This is a genomic window from Pseudochelatococcus sp. B33, assembly GCF_053570585.1.
In genome coordinates, this window is sequence record NZ_JBSEFH010000008.1 from 49,788 (window position 1) to 65,046 (window position 15,259).

A 15,259-nucleotide genomic window follows, 5' to 3' on the forward strand; every position below is an offset into this window, starting at 1 on the left:
TGAGGCGGGAACCCGTAAACTGAACATGGTCCCGGTTTTGCAGTGGCCGTGGGGATCGTCCTTCTCCTCCGTCAGGAGGAAGACGGGCGCCAGCCCGGATAGACGGCGCGGGTGAGCGCGCCCCGGGGAAGCGCGCTTGGCGACAGTTTCATTCATGCGGCAGGCGACAGGGGTGTCCGCCGCGAACGCCGGGATGTCAGAAATCCGCTGGCAGGCGGGTGTAAACGAGGCGATAGCTTCGGGCGATCATCATTTCCAGACGGTCGCGGCCGGAGCGGGCGATGGCCTCCACCGGGCGCACGCTGAACGGTCGCCGCATGGGCTGTCGGGAGGACGGCTGCGCCCCGGCGGCGCCTTCCGGCCGACCCAGCAGCGCCGCCATGTGCCCGATGAGCGCTTCCTCCTCCGGGGCCAACAGAGGATCCTCGATCTGTTGCGGGCAAACGGTGTGGTCCGGTCCAATGCTTTTGAACACATCCAGGAATAGATCCGTATACTGATAATAATCGAGACGCCGCAGGCGAATAGCCACCATGTGCGCCGCGATTGCTGCCGTGGGCGCGCCGTAGCGCCAGCCCCGAAACAGCGACACCAGGAGCGCTTCATCCGGCTCCAGATCGGAGAAACCGATCGCTTCTCTCTCCGGTTCAGCGCCGGCAAGGCCGTCCGTGCGATCCGCTTCTCCGTATTCAGACCAGCTCATCGTTAACCCCATTCATTGATTTATAGAAAATCAAATATACATATCGGTGATTGACTCTGAATACATAAGCAAATAACGATGCGACTCGCAATAACAGCGGTCGATAGAGTCAATCATAAATAAATAATAATTCCAGATGAGATTTTTCTGGAATTATTACATTGTTTTGCATTTTCGCTAGCGGTGCAAGGAGAGAAGATGACTGCCCACGGTTCCGATCCGAAAGACACCGAGGTCCGCCGCCTCGGCCGCTTCGTCGCATCTGCGGATGCTGGCGCGCTATCCGCCGAGGCCCGCGATGAACTGAAAAAGCGCATCCTCGACAGTGTCGGCGTCGCAATCGGCGCGCTCGACGGCGAGCCCATCAAGTATATCCGCACCCACGTGGAGGATTTCGGCGGCAATCCGCATGCCACGCTGATCGGCGGCGGCAAGACGGCCCCCGACCGCGCGGCCTTCTACAACGGCGCGCTGGTCCGCTATCTCGACTTCATGGACAGCTATCTCGCCAAGGGCGAGACTTGCCATCAGAGCGACAATCTCGGCGCCGTGCTCGCGGCCTCCGAATATGCCGATCAGGACGGCGACGGATTCCTCGCGGCGCTCGCCGTTGCCTATCAGGTGCAGGGGCGGCTGTGCGACGTCGCACCCGTGCGCGCCAAGGGCTTCGACCACACCGTGCAGGGCGCCTACGCGGTAGCCGCCGGCGTCGCACGGGCGTTGCGGCTCGATGCCGAGAAGACGGCGAACGCCATCGCCATCAGCGGCACCTGCAACAACGCGCTGCGCGTGACGCGCACGGGCGCGCTGTCGCACTGGAAGGGTCTCGCCTACCCCAACACCGCCTTCGTGGGCACGCACGCGGCCTTCCTCGCCTATCGCGGCATCACCGGGCCGGAGGAAGTGTTCGAGGGCAACAAGGGCTTCAAGGAGGCGATCGCCGGCCCGTTCGAGATCGACTGGTCGAAAGAGGATCTGGAGAACGTCAAGCAATCGATCATCAAGAAATACAACGCCGAGATCCACTCGCAATCCTCTATCGAGGGCGCGCTGGAACTGCAGGCGCAGCACGGTTTCAAGGCCGAGGAGATCGAACGCATCGAGATCGACATCTTCGACGTCGCCTATCACATCATCGGCGGCGGCGAGGAAGGCGACAAGACCATCATCCGCACCAAGGAGGAAGCCGACCACTCGCTGCAATACATGGTCGGCGTGGCGCTGATCGACGGCAACGTCCTGCCCGCGCAGTACGAGCCCGAACGCATCCTGCGCGACGACATCCAGGGCCTGCTGAAGCGCTTCACCGTGCGCCCCAGCCAGGAATACACGGACCGCTTCCCGCAGGAGGTCGCAACGACCATCACCGTGACGCTGAAGGACGGCAGGAAGTTCTCCATCGACAAGGCGGATTACGAGGGCTTCCGCACCCGTCCCATGAGCTGGGAAACGGTGATCGCCAAGTTCAACGGCCTCGCTGCGCCGTTCACGTCGGAGCGCGCCCGCACGTCGATCGTCGACGCGGTGCAGAACATCGAGAAGCTGCGCATCCGCGACTTCGCGACCATCCTCGCGAACCTCAACGTCTGATTTCTGACTTTCCCGAACCGACGAAGGAGACCGTCATGAGCCATGAAGAACCCGTTCGCGAGCAGTCCCGGGAGCAATCCGAAGTGTGGAAGAACCGCCTCTTCCCCTTCGTGCCGATGAACGACCGCGAGCCGAAGCCGCGCACGCAATCGATCACCGAGATCCGCGGGCCGTACTACGCCTCGGTCACGCCGACCTATCTCAAGGAGCTGTTCGAGGTCTTCGGCGAACATATCGACGGCCTCAAGTTCGCCGGCGGGTCGTTCTCGCTGCTGCCCGAGGAGGCGGTGAAGAAATACATTGCCATCGCCCACGACGCCGGCATCTACGTCTCGACCGGCGGCTGGATCGAGAATGTGCTCGCGCGCGCCGCCCATCACGTCGATGACTACATCGCCGAGGTGAAGCGGCTCGGCTTCGACTACATCGAGCTGTCGACGGGCTTCATCCAGCTGCCGGTGCCGGACCTGCTGCGCCTCGTCGAGAAGGTGAAGAAGGCGGGCCTCAAGGCGAAGCCCGAGATCGGCATCCAGTTCGGCGCCGGCGGCGACACCTCGCAGGAGGAACTGGAGGCGGAGGGCACGCGCGATCCGCAGATCCTCATCGACACCGCGCGGGCGGCGCTCGACGCCGGCGCGGATATCATCATGATCGAATCGGAGGGCATCACCGAGAACGCCGACCCGTGGCGCACCGATGTCGCGGCCAAGATCATGAAGGAAGTCGGGCAGGCGCACGTCATGTTCGAGGCGGCCGATCCCAAGGTGTTCGAGTGGTACGTCAAGAACTACGGCATCGACGTCAACCTGTTCGTCGACCACAGCCAGATCTTCCAGCTCGAATGCCTGCGCCGCGGCATCTGGGGCACGAAGAGCACCTTCGGCCGCATCACCACGCATCGCTGAGCCGCTTCCTTCGGCTTCAGGCCAGCGCTCCGGACATCTCTGCCGGAGCGCCTTTTCGGTTTGAGCGGCTCAGCATGGAATGGCCACCGGAGCGCCGGTATTCGGATGGGTCAGCACGGTCATGTCGATGCCATAGATGCGCTTCAGCTCGTTCGAAGTCATGATATGTCCGGGAGAGCCCGCGGCAATCATCGCTCCGGATTGCAGGGCAATGACGCTGTCGCAGAAACGCGCGACGACGTTCACGTCGTGCAGAACGACGATCACGCTGAGCTGCCTGTCATGCGACAATCGCCGCACCAGGGACATGACCTCCATCTGATGGTTGATGTCGAGCGCGGAGATCGGTTCGTCCAGCAGCAGGCATTCCGGATCCTGCGCCATCAGCATGGCGAGCCAGACGCGCTGGCGCTCTCCACCCGACAGGGTGTCGACGAGCCGGTCGGCAAAGGCCGTGACCCCCGTCAATGCGATCGCTTCCTCGACCTTCTCGCGGTCGGTCTTGCCGAACCGGCCGAGCGCGCCATGCCACGGATAGCGGCCCAGCGCGACGAGCTCCTTCGTCAGCATGCCGGCGGCCGGCGGCGGGTGCTGCGGCAGGTAGGCGACCTTGCGGGCGAATTCCCGGTTGCCCCACTCCGGCAGCAGCCGCCCCCTGAAACGGATGGTCCCGCCCGACAGAGGCAGGTGACGCGCCAGAAGCTTCAGCAGCGTCGACTTGCCTGAGCCGTTGTGGCCGATGAGGCCGACTATCTCCTGCGACGGCAGCGCGAGCGTCAGCGGCTCCAGAAGCGTGCGACCGCCTATGCCGAAGGATGCCGCCTCCAGTTCGAACAGCATCCTGTCTGCCGCTGCCGTCATGCATTCCTCCTGATCGCGGGTAGTGGACAAAGGCTGCCGCAATGCTCCTCGCCCCTCAACAGATAGCGCAAACAGCACACCTTCCGGCGGCGGACGCGGACGCCACCCTCCAGCACATAGCGGACCGGTTGATATAGAGGACTGGCGAAGCCGTTCGCAAGCGTTCGTTCGGAAACAAGGCGGCGACCTTCCGCGAGGCAGGCTTCGTCCGCGATCGGTCCCGCTTCCGTCTGGGTGAGGGTCCATTCCAGCACCGTCGCGGCATTGCTCCACAGCAGGCGGGGAGCAACGGCAAATACCGTACAGAGCGAATCGATGAGCGGCTCGACGTGACCTCCGACAAGCATCGGAAACACCGACGCCGTGCTGTGCGGCGCAATATTGCCCGCATGGTGGAGGACGACCGCATCGGGCAGCGCATCGTCGCCGAGAGCGATGCCGACCTCATCGATACCGACAGGAAGTTGCCGCCCGAGGCGAACCGCTGCCACGACGCAGGGTATCACGAGCGCCGCGAAGTACCATTGCGCCCAGAGCGAAACGACGGCGCGCCGATCGCAGTCGGAATAGGCTGCGGCAAAACCGCCGATGACCCGGCGGGCGGTTGGCGGCTCCAGCAGTTCCGCCGCCGCGAGCGTGGGCTCACGCTCCCCCGACAACGCGATACGGTCGCCAAACCACGTCAGGTTGCCGGTAAAACAAGGCTGCAATGCCTCGATCAAGCCGACGTCCTCCCGCCGCGCCACAACAGCCACAGCAGAACCGGGCTCCCGACCGCCGTTGCCATCAGGCCGGCAGGGATCTGCCGCGGAAACGCTGCCTGCCGGCCGATCCAGTCGGCGAGCACCATGATCGTGGCCCCTGTCAGCGCCGCGAGCAACGCCTGTGGCAAGGCCCGGTGAACGCCGAGGGCGCGCACGAGATGGGGGGCGAGCAGGCCGACGAAGGTCAGCGGACCGATGATCAGTGTCGCGACGGCCGCCGCCGCCGCACTGACAAGCATCAGAATGGCCCGGCAGTGAGAGAGGCCGATTCCGAGCGCCCGCGCCGTGTCGTCACCCAGCGGCACGATCTCGAGCCAGCGCGCGAGAAAGGGCAGCGTCGCGACGAGCGCCGCCGCCGTCCCCAGCGAGAGTGCCGCCTCCGTTGGCCCTGCGCCATAGGTGGAACCGGCCATCCACGTGATGAGGTCCGCGAGGCGTGGATCGCCGGTTGCGAGCAGCACGGACACGAATGCGGAAAGACCCGTCGTCATCGCAACACCGGCAAGAAGGAGGCGCTCGGGCGCGAACGCCGTGCGCAGGCCGATGGCTGCCATGGCGGCGAGCACCGCGAGCGCGCCGCAGGTTCCCGCCGCCATCTGCGTGAGGCGTCCTGCGTCGGATGTCAGCAGCAGGGCGAGGATCACGCCGCACGCGGCGCCGGCGCTCACACCCGTCAGTTCGGGCGCAGCCATCGGATTTCTCAGCAGGCGCTGCATGATCACGCCGCCGACGGCCAGAATTGCACCACAGCCCATCGCAGCGCCGACACGCGGAGCCCGCCACGGCAGCAGCGCCTCCAGGCCGGCAAGGTCGGCCCAGCGCCATCCGGCACCGGTACGCCCCAGCATCGACGCCACGACGACGGCCAGCATGAAAGCGACCGCAACCGCAGCAAAGAGACGGGCAATCCCACGGCGCCGCTCTGCGGGCTCCGCCGGCTGAGGCAGGCCGCGCCGCAGGGAACCTCTTCCGAGCAGGATGAGAAGCGGCGCCCCGAGCAGCGCCGTGGCGGCGCCGGTCGGCACGGCGCCCACAAGCGGCGTGGCGGCGAGGACGGCTGCGTCGGCAAGAGCAAGCAGCGCCGCGCCGATGACCGGCGCCCAGAGAAGTTGCTGCGGCAGGGTGCGCGCGCCCGTGAGGCGCGCGAGCGCCGGCGCGGCGAGGCCGATGAAGGCGATCACGCCAACCGACACCGTCACGTAAGCCGCAAGCGCAGCCGCCAGGGCGACGGCAGCGGAGCGGGTCACGGCGGGTGAGAGACCGAGCGCCCACGCAGCCCCGCCGTCGATTCCGAGCAGGATCAGCGGCCGCAGCAGGAGCAAGATGGGCAGCGCGGTGAGCACGACCTTGGCCGCGAGCGACGCAACGACGCTCCAGTCGTTCTGCTGAAGGGCGCCGGAGCCCCAGACGAACAGGTTCGTCAGGTAGCGGTGGTTGAAGAGCAGCAGCACGTTTCCCGCCACCGAGCAGGCGAGACCCGCGACAAGCCCGGCGAGGATCAATGTCAGCGGAGAACCGCCCCGCCGCGCCGCAAGACCGAGGACGAACAGGACCGCCACCAGGGCTCCGCCCAGCGCCGCCAGCTCGCGCCCCGCCGGTCCCGTTCCGGGTGCCGCCAGCAGGATGACCGCCAGCGCCAGATAGCTGCCGGCGGAAATGCCCAGCGTTCCCGGCTCCGCCAGCGGATTGGCGAGCGCCTGCTGAAGAATGGCGCCGGCGAATGCCAGTGTCGCCCCGGCGAGCAGGGCGACGGCGAGGCGGGGCATTGCCGCGTAGTGAAACACCAGTTCGCGCATGTCGTCCGGGTGGGGATGCGCCAGCGCCTGCCACCACAGCGCGGGCTCCAGTTCGCGCGCGAGATTGCCGGCGGTGAGCAGCACCGCCAGCAGACAGAGAACCGCCGCTGCCGCCGCGGGAGAGCGCACGGCGGATCCCGATACTGTCGAACCTGCCTCACCCATATCCTGCCTCACCCATGTCCTGCAGCCCTGCTGCCCAGAGCATCGGCGAACAGCCGCGAGAACCGCCCGGCGGTCGGCAACGCGCCGAAGGGAGACACGGAGGCAATCGCGTGGACGCGGCGATCCCGCACGAAGGGAAGCGCCCGCCAGAGCGGGCTGCGCGACAGGCCTGCCGGCAGTCCGGACATGTTGTTTTCGATATAGAGCAGCGACGCCCGCGGCCTGTCCGCCAGCCGTTCGATCCCGACCACGTCGAAGACGGACTCCCGGTCCCATGCGTTGATGAAACCGACGCGGTCGAGCACGTTCTGGAACAGGTTGGCGCGCCCGTAGACCCACACATGCCGTTCGTCGACAAACGTCACGATATAGAGTTCCCGCGCCCGATGCGCCGTCAGCCGCGCCGCCGCGCGAGCGACCGCCGCCTCGACGTCGGCGAGCACCCGCCGCGCCGCCCGCCGCCTGTCGAGCAGGTCTCCGGCCTGCACGACGAGCCCAGCGAAATGATCATATTCGGATACGCCTTCCGCTGGCGTCATGCGCAGCCGCACCAGCGGCGCGATGGCTCCGAGCCGCACCAGATCCCTCCTTTCGGAGGGGATCAGGATGAGGTCGGGACGCAACTCAGCGAGATACTCGGCATTGGGTTCGGGCTCGGTGCCGAGGTCATGCACTCCCGACGGCAGCGCGGGCTCGACCGTCCAGCGGCGGTAGTTGAAGGGATCCTGCATGGCGAACGGGGTGACGCCCAGAGCCAGCACGGTTTCCACGATGCGATGCTCCAGCGCGGCGATCCGCATCCCGCCGGCGGAAACGGCCAGGGTCGGAACAGCGGCCTGAAACGACGCGGCGATCCCGAGGCAGACGCTTCGCCGCGATGGCCCCGTCACCATTGATACTTCAGGGTCGCGAGCACGGTGCGCCCTTCTCCGTAGAAGCACCCCTCCCAGTGCGAGCAGGTGGAGATGTAGTCCTTGTCGAGCAGGTTGCGGGCGCTGATGACGAGATTGAGCCCCTCGAATTCCTTGTTCAGCTTGCCGAAATCCCAGAAAACGGATGCGTCGACAACCGTGTACGACGGGACCTCGATCTCATGGCTCGATCCCCACATCTTGCCGCGATACCGGACGCCGACACCGAGCCCGAGTCCCGCAAGCGGCCCGCCCTGAAGGCTGTAGCTGCCCCAGAGCGCGAGCTGATGCCGCGGGGTGAGGAACAGGGGTTTCCCCTCGTCGCCGTTGTTGCTCTTGGTGATCTCCGAATCGAGGTACGTATAGGCGCCGATGATGTCGAAGCCGGATGCGAGGTTCGCCTTTGCCTCGAATTCGATACCCCGCACCCGCGCCTCGCCGGTCTGGATCTGGGCGTAGACGACCGCATCGGGGTCGCGCGTGAGGATATTCTGGCGCTTGAGATCGAAGGCCGAAACCGCGATAAAGCTGTTTGCCCCCGGCGGCTGATACTTGATGCCAACCTCGTACTGCTGCGCGGTCGTGGGCTTGAAGGGGTTGCCCTGGCTGTCGAGCCCAATCTCGGGCTCGAACGACGTCGAATAGCTGGCATAGGGTGCGAAGCCGCTGTCGAAGAGATAGGTCAGCCCGACCCGGCCGGTGAATTTGTCGTCCTTCTGCGTCGTCGAACCACCATACAGCCGGTCCCTGGTGGTGCCCTCCGCCCAGTCCTGACGGCCGCCGAGCGTCAGGCGCCAGCGGTCGAGGGCGATCTGGTCCTGCGCGTACAAGCCGACCTGCGTTGCCGTCTTCAGCTCGGATATGCCGGGAACGAGCGGACCGAGCGGCAAACCGTAACGCGGCAGGAAGGCGTCGATCGGATCCATCGTCGCCGAGGCGAACTTCCAGTCGCTGCGCGAACGGCTGTAATCGAGACCGAACAGCGCCTTGTGGGAAACCGGCCCGGTGTCGAACTCGGCCAGCACCTGATTGTCGATGCCCAGCGTGCCGATCCTGTTGACATCGTGCCAGCCGACCCGGTCCACCGTGCGGCCGTCATCAAGGAACGACCCGTTGAAATCCACCAGCGTGAAATTCTCGAGCTGGTCGACATACGTGTAGCGGAGGTTCTGCCGGAACGACCAGACTTCGTTGAAGCGATGCTCGAACTCGTAGCCGACGGACACCTGGTCGCGCTCGAAGGCGTCGAAATCCGGCTCGCCGAGGAAACGCGCCCGCGGCACCTTGCCGTTGACGTTCGGGAACAGGGTGCCGTAGGGCGGCAGCGGCACCGGCCGCAGGGCTCCCCGGTCGCGCTGGTAATGCCCGAAGAACGTGAGCCGCGTCCCCTCCTGCGGCTGCCAGGTGAAGGCGGGGGCGATGAAGAGGCGGTCGTCGTCCTGAAAGTCCATCTGCCCTTCCGCAAACCGCCCGAGGCCGGTGAGCCGGTAGAGGAACTGGCCCGAGGCGTCGATCGGCCCACTGAGGTCGAATGCGGCCTGGGCGCGCCCGGGATAGCCGCCCGTCATCTGGACCTCGCGCCGCGGTTCGGATGTGGGTCGCTTGCTGACCAGATTGACCGCGCCGCCGGGAGAGATCTGTCCGTAGAGCACGGACGAGGGCCCGCGCAGCACTTCGATGCGCTCGTAGCCGTAGGGTTCGACGCCGAACTGCGCGCCGACAATGTAGTCGCGGTACTGGCGCGTGCCGTCGATCAGAAAGGGGCTCTGGAACCCTCTCAGGAAGACATAGTCCTGCTCCGGATTCGAGCCGTAGGAACCGACGTTGACGCCCGGCGTGTAGGTAAGCGCTTCCTCCAGCCGGCGCGCGCCCTGTGCTTCGACCTGCGCGCGCGTCACGACGGAAATCGATTGCGGCGTCTCGACGATCGGCGTGTCGGTCTTCGTCGCCGTGGCGCTTCTCCTCGCCACGAAGCCGTCGACCGGGCCCCACGCGCTTTCGCCCTGTCCCTCGACCGTGATCGTATCCAGCGCGAGCGAGCCGTCGGGAGCGACGCTTCCCGCATCGGCACGCGGCTGCGAGATCGCGACCGTCGTCGCGTTCGTGAACGCGTAGACGAGGCCGGTCCCCTGAAGAATGCGCGCGAGCGCCTGCTCCGCAGTCGCCGGCCCCGAGATACCGGGCGACGTCTTGCCGGCAGTGGTGGCCGCAAGGTAGGTGACCTGCAGGCCGGCCTGACGGCCGAACGTCGTCAGCGCCCGGCTGAGCGGGCCTGACGGGACGTTGAACGACGTCTGCGCAGCGCTTTGCGCACTGGCGACGCGGCCCGTCACGACGGCGCCGGCAGCGATGGCCGCCGTCGCCAGCAAGGCTGCAGCCACCATTCGCTTGCGCATTCCCCTCGCAGCAGACGTCCCGGACCCGTGTCCCATATCAAAGCCTCTCCATAGTCGATCGTCGGGAGGGCTTGCGTGCGTGAGCATGCCGATCGCGTCAGCCCCTAAGGCTGATACAAACGGGGCCGCCGGATTTTCACTTTTTCAGCGGATTTTTTCAGAGAGGCGAGATGACGGTGAGGAAAGAGGACACCCGCCGAACGCGTGCACCTGCCGGATGGACGACGGCTTCAAGGGCCCGCCCGGGATCATTCAGGTCGAAAATGCCGCTCACGCGCTGGGAACCGACGAATGGATCGGCCATGACGATCCGGCCGGGAATCCAGCGGCCGATGCGCGCGATGAGAGCCGAAACCGTCTCCCGCTCGGCAACGATGAAATTGTCGCGCCACGAGCCGATCTGGCCCGCTTCGCGCCTGCCGCGTTCCACCTCGTCCGACACCGGATCGAACGTCAGCCAGTCGCCGGTCTCCAGCCGGATACCGGCTGCCGGTATCGCGGTCCCGGCGCGGGCCTCGACCACGCCATGGTCGACACCGATGGTGATATAACCGGCGTCGTTGGAAACGTCGTAGGCAGTGCCCAATGCCGTCGCGGTGGCTTCCCCGCACGCCACCGAGAAGGGCCTTGCAGGTTCATGCGCCACCTCAAAAAACGCCATGCCCGCCAGCAACTCGATGCGTCGATCGGCGTCCGAGAAATCGACGGCCAGGGCGCTGTCGGGGCCGAGCGTCACGGCGCTGCCGTCAGGCAGCGTCACATAGCGAATATCGCCTGTGCCGGTGACGAAGTCGGCGCGTGCGCGCACCAGCATCTCCGGAAGCAGGAAACGCCCTGCGCCGAGCGCACCGAGGCCGACCGCGCCGCCGATCGCGAGATTTCGCCGGGTCAGCCCAAGGCGTTGGCGGCGCTCGGCCTTTCGGCGGTCGGTCAGGATCTTGCCGCTGGCGCCGTGAATCCGCGACACGCGTTCCCAGATACGTTCATGCTCGGGACCGCGCGCCCGCCACGCCTGTATCATCTCGATCGCAACAGGATTATCGGAATCGTTCTGCAAACGGATCAGGAGGTCGATGGCTTCGTCCATCAACCGATCATCGCCCTTACCCGCTTCGCTCATTCGTCATCCTTCGACAAGCTGCGATCAGAGGCCGAGAATCGCGCCTGCTCTTTTTATTACAAGCGAACGGCTTCAAATTTCACCTTCGGATGAAAAATTTCAGGGATCGTCGACCCGTGTCAGAAGATGCCTGTAGGCTTCACGGATCAGCCCCCAGGTGCGTCCTGTCGACAAGCCGAGTTCCTCCGCCACTTCGGCGATGGTCTTCTCCCCCAGCCGGTGCATCTCGAAGGCGGTCCGGGTTCGCTCGGGCAGTTCGGCAAGAGCGCTCTCGACCTGGGCGAGACACTGGCGGGAATAGACCAGCGCCTCTGCCGACGGCGACGGATCGGCGACGCTGGCGGCCTCGTCGTCCGTCAGGTCCTCGGTCCGGATCAGGCTTTCACGGCGCCAGTGGTTGATGCTGAGATTGCGCGAGACCTGATAGAGATAGGCCCTGGGGTTATGATTGAGTCCCCTCTCCGGCGGTGGAGACGCCAGCACGCGCACAAAGGTGTCCTGCGTGAGATCGTCCGCAGTTTCAGCACTGTGCCCGCGCCGGCGCAGAAAGCGATTGATATCGCGCGCATGCCGGACGAACAGGCTCTCGAGATCCCATTTCATGGAATCCTCACAACGGGCGGCGGATGCGGGCCGCCGCTTCACGACACGACGTCCGACCGGCTGCACCATGCACCAGCCGCACACAAGCGGAAGAATGACGTGATCGTTCCATAAAACCGGCGCGAAACCGCTGTCAGATGGCGGCGACACGCGGTCAGGAGGAGCAAAGCGTCAACGGGCTATTCATACGGCCCTTAAAATTCCCATGCAATAGCAATAGTTTATATCAATTCCAGAGTGCCGCGCCGGCCCCGGCGTACACCAGCCACAGGAAAGCGCGGCCTCCAGTTCCGGGCGGAGAGGCTCGAAATCGACAGCACGGGAAATCGCAGAAAAGCGGAATCGCAAACCGGCTTTCAAAGCCAGAGGTTTTTCGAACCCTCCACCCTCTCGGCGATAGCGGCAGAAGATGTTTTTCATGTATGGTGCCATCCGGTTCATCCCCGCGCGGGGCACAGCCGGCTCGCCCCGATCGCGGTGCGAACATCACTCCCCGTGACTCCACGCAATTCTCTCCAACCGATGACAGAACGGACGAGAACAATGACAGCCTCGATGACAGCGTCCTGGCCACACGCCGTGCCGCCCATCGCTCCCGCCGAATACGCCCAGCGTCTCGAACGGCTGCGGGCGCTCATGCAGACGGCGGGGATCGACGCCGTCCTGCTCGGCGCATCGGAAAGCCTGCGCTACCTTACCGGGCTCGTCTGGCATCCGAGCGAGCGGCTGCTCGGCGCACTCGTGCTGCCGACGCGTCTCGTCTACATCGTGCCCGGCTTCGAGCGCTCGCGCGTGGAGAGCCTGCCGCACGTCGACGGAGAGATCGCAATCTGGGAAGAGCACGAGGACGCGGCCGCTCTCGTCGCCGATCTCGCCGGTCCGGGCGGCAGGGTGGCTCTCGACGACACATTGCCGCTGTTCGCCTTCTATCCCCTCGCCATCGCGCTCGGGATCGAGCGCGTCATGGATGGCGCGCCCCTGCTGCGGGGCCTGCGCCTGCGCAAGTCTCCCGCCGAGATCGCCATCATCCGCCACGCCATGGCACTGACACTCGAAGTGCAGCGGCGCGCGCACGCCATCATGCGGCCGGGCATCCGGACGTCGGAGGTGACGCGCTTCATCGACGAGCAGCACCGTGAACTCGGCGCGCCGGAGGGATCGTCGTTCTGCATCGTCTCCTTCGGCAAGGCAACCGCCCTGCCCCACGGCGCCGACGGCGAACAGACGCTTGCCGCAGGCGACGTCATCCTGGTGGATACGGGCTGCCGGCTCGACGGGTATCACTCCGACCTCACCCGCACCTACACGCTCGACGAGCCGTCACCGGAGGTGGCGCGGATCTGGGCTGTCGAGCGCGCGGCGCAACAGGCCGTGTTCGAGGCGGCGCGGATCGGCGCTCCCGCAGGGGCGCTCGACGCTGCGGCGCGGGGCGTCATAGAGGCGGCCGGCCTCGGGCCCGACTACCGGCTTCCCGGCCTGCCCCACCGCGCCGGCCACGGCCTCGGCCTCGACATCCACGAGCCGCCCTATATCGTGCGCGGCAACGCCACCTTGCTGGAAGCGGGGATGTGCTTTTCCGTCGAGCCGATGATCGTGGTTCCCGACGCCTTCGGCATCCGGCTGGAAGACCACGTCTACATGACCGATGAGGGACCGCGCTGGTTCACCGAGCCGGCGAAAGGCCCGACCGAGCCCTTCGCCGGCGCATGATGCCCGTCCCCGGTTCATGACCGGAGCCGGCCGTGCGAGCGGTTCAGGCCGGCTGCGCGGCCCGCGCCCTGCGCCGGCGCTCGACCCGCTCCCGGATCGAGTCGACATCGGCGCGCGGCGTCGCGGCGAACAGCTTCTTCGTATAGTCGTGCTGCGGGTTGCCGAACACGGCATCGCGCGTTCCCGCCTCCACCACCTCGCCGTAGTACATCACCATCACCTCGTCCGCGATGTAGTGCACGACGGAAAGATCGTGGCTGATGAAGACATAGGTGAGGCCGAACTCGTCCTGCAGATCGGCGAGCAGATTCAGCACCTGCGCCTGCACGGAGAGATCGAGCGCCGACACCGGCTCGTCGAGCACCAGCAGGCCGGGACTCAGCATGAGGGCGCGGGCGATGGCGATGCGCTGGCGCTGGCCGCCCGAGAACATGTGCGGATAGCGGTTGAAGTGTTCCGGCCCCAGCCCGACCTTGCGCAGCATATGCATGGCGCGCCCGCGCCGCTCGGCCCCCGGAAGGGCGGTGTTGAGCAGCAGCGGCTCCATCAGCGCGTCGCCGATCTTCTGGCGCGGGTTGAGCGACCCATAAGGGTTCTGGAATACGATCTGCACCTTGCGCCGCATGTCGCGGGTCAGACCTTCGCCGGCGAGGTCGATGCGCGCGCCGTCGATATAGAGTTCGCCGGATGTCGGCGGATCGATCAGCGACAGGATCCGCGCCAATGTCGACTTGCCGCAGCCGCTCTCGCCGACGACCGCGAGCGTCTTGCCTTTTTCCAGCCGGAAGCTGACATCCTTCACGGCGTGCAGAACCCGCTTCGCCGTGAACAGGCCGCCACCGAGGGCGTAGTCACGGCAGATGGCGCGCGTTTCAAGGGCATAGGCGGTCATGGCGCGTCTCCCGTCGTCTCCTGCAGGAAGCTGCCGACCGTGGGCAGCCGGTCGCCGACCGCATTCTCGGGCAGCGCGGACAGCAGCGCGCGGGTGTAGGCGTGCTTGGGCGCCTCGAACAGCGACAGGACGTCCGCCTCCTCCATCTTGCGGCCCCTGTATTGAACCACCACCCGGTCCGCGGTCTCCGCGACGACACCCATGTCGTGGGTGATCATGATGAGCCCCATGCCGTGCTCGGCCTGCAGGCGCATCAGGAGGTCGAGGATCTGCTTCTGGATGGTGACGTCGAGCGCGGTCGTGGGTTCGTCGGCGATGAGCAGCCTCGGATTGCAGGCGATGGCCATCGCGATCATGATGCGCTGGCATTGCCCGCCGGAGAGCTGATGCGGAAAGGCCGAAAGCCGCTTGTGCGCCTCGTTGAGGCCCACGGCCTCGAGCAGCTCCACCGCCCGCGCCCGGCGGACGCGCCCGCGCAAGCCCCCGTGGTACTTCAGCACTTCCTCGATCTGGAAGCCGACCGTGAAGCACGGGTTGAGGCTCGCGATCGGCTCCTGAAAGATCATGGCGATGTCGCGGCCGACGATGCTGCGGCGCTGTTTCGGCCCCATCGTCTGCAGGTCGATGCCGTCGAAGGCCATGCGCTCGGCCGTCACGGTGGCGGTCGGCGGCAGAAGCCCCATCACCGCCAGCATGCCGACCGACTTGCCGGACCCGGATTCGCCGACAATGGCAAGGACCTCGCCGTGGTCGACATGCAGATCGATGCCATCGACCGCCCGGAACGGCCCCGTCGACGTATCGAACGAGACTGTGAGATTCCTGATTTCGAGCAGGGCCACG

The 15,259-nt window shown here is 66.0% G+C and carries 14 protein-coding genes; 3 read left to right on the forward strand and 11 right to left on the reverse strand.

The annotated features are described in order from the left end of the window. Positions 1 to 196: 196 nt before the first annotated feature. The gene (locus ACUSIJ_RS10430; protein ID WP_449308328.1) at positions 197 to 703 is read right to left on the reverse strand and encodes a hypothetical protein; all 507 of its coding nucleotides are present in this window, start codon (positions 701 to 703) and stop codon (positions 197 to 199) included. A 198-nt stretch (positions 704 to 901) separates the two neighbouring features. On the opposite strand from ACUSIJ_RS10430, the gene ACUSIJ_RS10435 reads away from it, so the two are divergent. Together ACUSIJ_RS10435 and ACUSIJ_RS10440 are read left to right on the forward strand one after the other, a co-directional pair. Continuing rightward, on the forward strand, positions 902 to 2,293 hold the full coding sequence (locus ACUSIJ_RS10435) for an MmgE/PrpD family protein (protein ID WP_449308329.1): 1,392 nt from the start codon (positions 902 to 904) through the stop codon (positions 2,291 to 2,293). Positions 2,294 to 2,328: 35 nt separating this feature from the next. After that, positions 2,329 to 3,198 (forward strand): phosphosulfolactate synthase, encoded by an 870-nt coding sequence (locus tag ACUSIJ_RS10440; protein WP_449308330.1) that lies wholly within the window; start codon positions 2,329 to 2,331, stop codon positions 3,196 to 3,198. A 69-nt stretch (positions 3,199 to 3,267) separates the two neighbouring features. Here ACUSIJ_RS10440 and ACUSIJ_RS10445 read toward each other — a convergent pair whose 3' ends face one another. From ACUSIJ_RS10445 to ACUSIJ_RS10480, 8 genes are all read right to left on the reverse strand, one after another. Beyond that, positions 3,268 to 4,059 (reverse strand): ATP-binding cassette domain-containing protein, encoded by a 792-nt coding sequence (locus ACUSIJ_RS10445; RefSeq protein WP_449308331.1) that lies wholly within the window; start codon positions 4,057 to 4,059, stop codon positions 3,268 to 3,270. Continuing rightward, entirely contained in the window at positions 4,056 to 4,781 is a 726-nt protein-coding gene (gene fhuF / locus ACUSIJ_RS10450; RefSeq protein WP_449308332.1) for a siderophore-iron reductase FhuF, read from the reverse strand. The genes ACUSIJ_RS10445 and fhuF overlap by 4 nt, the downstream gene beginning before the upstream one ends. Then, positions 4,778 to 6,784, reverse strand: coding sequence for a Fe(3+)-hydroxamate ABC transporter permease FhuB (fhuB, locus tag ACUSIJ_RS10455; RefSeq protein ID WP_449308333.1), 2,007 nt, complete (start codon positions 6,782 to 6,784; stop codon positions 4,778 to 4,780). The genes fhuF and fhuB overlap by 4 nt, the downstream gene beginning before the upstream one ends. 8 nt (positions 6,785 to 6,792) lie before the next feature. Beyond that, entirely contained in the window at positions 6,793 to 7,677 is an 885-nt protein-coding gene (locus tag ACUSIJ_RS10460; RefSeq protein WP_449308334.1) for an ABC transporter substrate-binding protein, read from the reverse strand. Then, complete coding sequence (locus ACUSIJ_RS10465) at positions 7,671 to 10,079, reverse strand: TonB-dependent siderophore receptor (RefSeq protein ID WP_449308335.1); 2,409 nt, start codon at positions 10,077 to 10,079, stop codon at positions 7,671 to 7,673. The genes ACUSIJ_RS10460 and ACUSIJ_RS10465 overlap by 7 nt, the downstream gene beginning before the upstream one ends. A 169-nt stretch (positions 10,080 to 10,248) precedes the next feature. After that, positions 10,249 to 11,211 (reverse strand): FecR family protein, encoded by a 963-nt coding sequence (locus ACUSIJ_RS10470; protein WP_449308336.1) that lies wholly within the window; start codon positions 11,209 to 11,211, stop codon positions 10,249 to 10,251. A gap of 99 nt (positions 11,212 to 11,310) precedes the next feature. Continuing rightward, complete coding sequence (locus ACUSIJ_RS10475; RefSeq protein ID WP_449308337.1) at positions 11,311 to 11,814, reverse strand: RNA polymerase sigma factor; 504 nt, start codon at positions 11,812 to 11,814, stop codon at positions 11,311 to 11,313. A 183-nt stretch (positions 11,815 to 11,997) separates the two neighbouring features. After that, on the reverse strand, positions 11,998 to 12,234 hold the full coding sequence (locus ACUSIJ_RS10480) for a hypothetical protein (RefSeq protein ID WP_449308338.1): 237 nt from the start codon (positions 12,232 to 12,234) through the stop codon (positions 11,998 to 12,000). Between the two features lie 135 nt (positions 12,235 to 12,369). Here ACUSIJ_RS10480 and ACUSIJ_RS10485 point away from each other — a divergent pair, with 135 nt between their 5' ends. Further along, positions 12,370 to 13,524, forward strand: a complete 1,155-nt coding sequence (locus ACUSIJ_RS10485; protein WP_449308339.1) for a M24 family metallopeptidase — start codon at positions 12,370 to 12,372, stop codon at positions 13,522 to 13,524. A 43-nt stretch (positions 13,525 to 13,567) separates the two neighbouring features. Here the strand turns inward: ACUSIJ_RS10485 and ACUSIJ_RS10490 are convergent, their stop codons facing one another. Both ACUSIJ_RS10490 and ACUSIJ_RS10495 read right to left on the reverse strand, forming a co-directional pair. After that, complete coding sequence (locus ACUSIJ_RS10490; RefSeq protein ID WP_449308340.1) at positions 13,568 to 14,416, reverse strand: dipeptide ABC transporter ATP-binding protein; 849 nt, start codon at positions 14,414 to 14,416, stop codon at positions 13,568 to 13,570. Continuing rightward, the gene (locus ACUSIJ_RS10495) at positions 14,413 to 15,258 is read right to left on the reverse strand and encodes an ABC transporter ATP-binding protein (RefSeq protein WP_449308341.1); all 846 of its coding nucleotides are present in this window, start codon (positions 15,256 to 15,258) and stop codon (positions 14,413 to 14,415) included. Before ACUSIJ_RS10495 ends, ACUSIJ_RS10490 begins: the two co-directional genes overlap by 4 nt. Position 15,259: the final 1 nt, after the last annotated feature.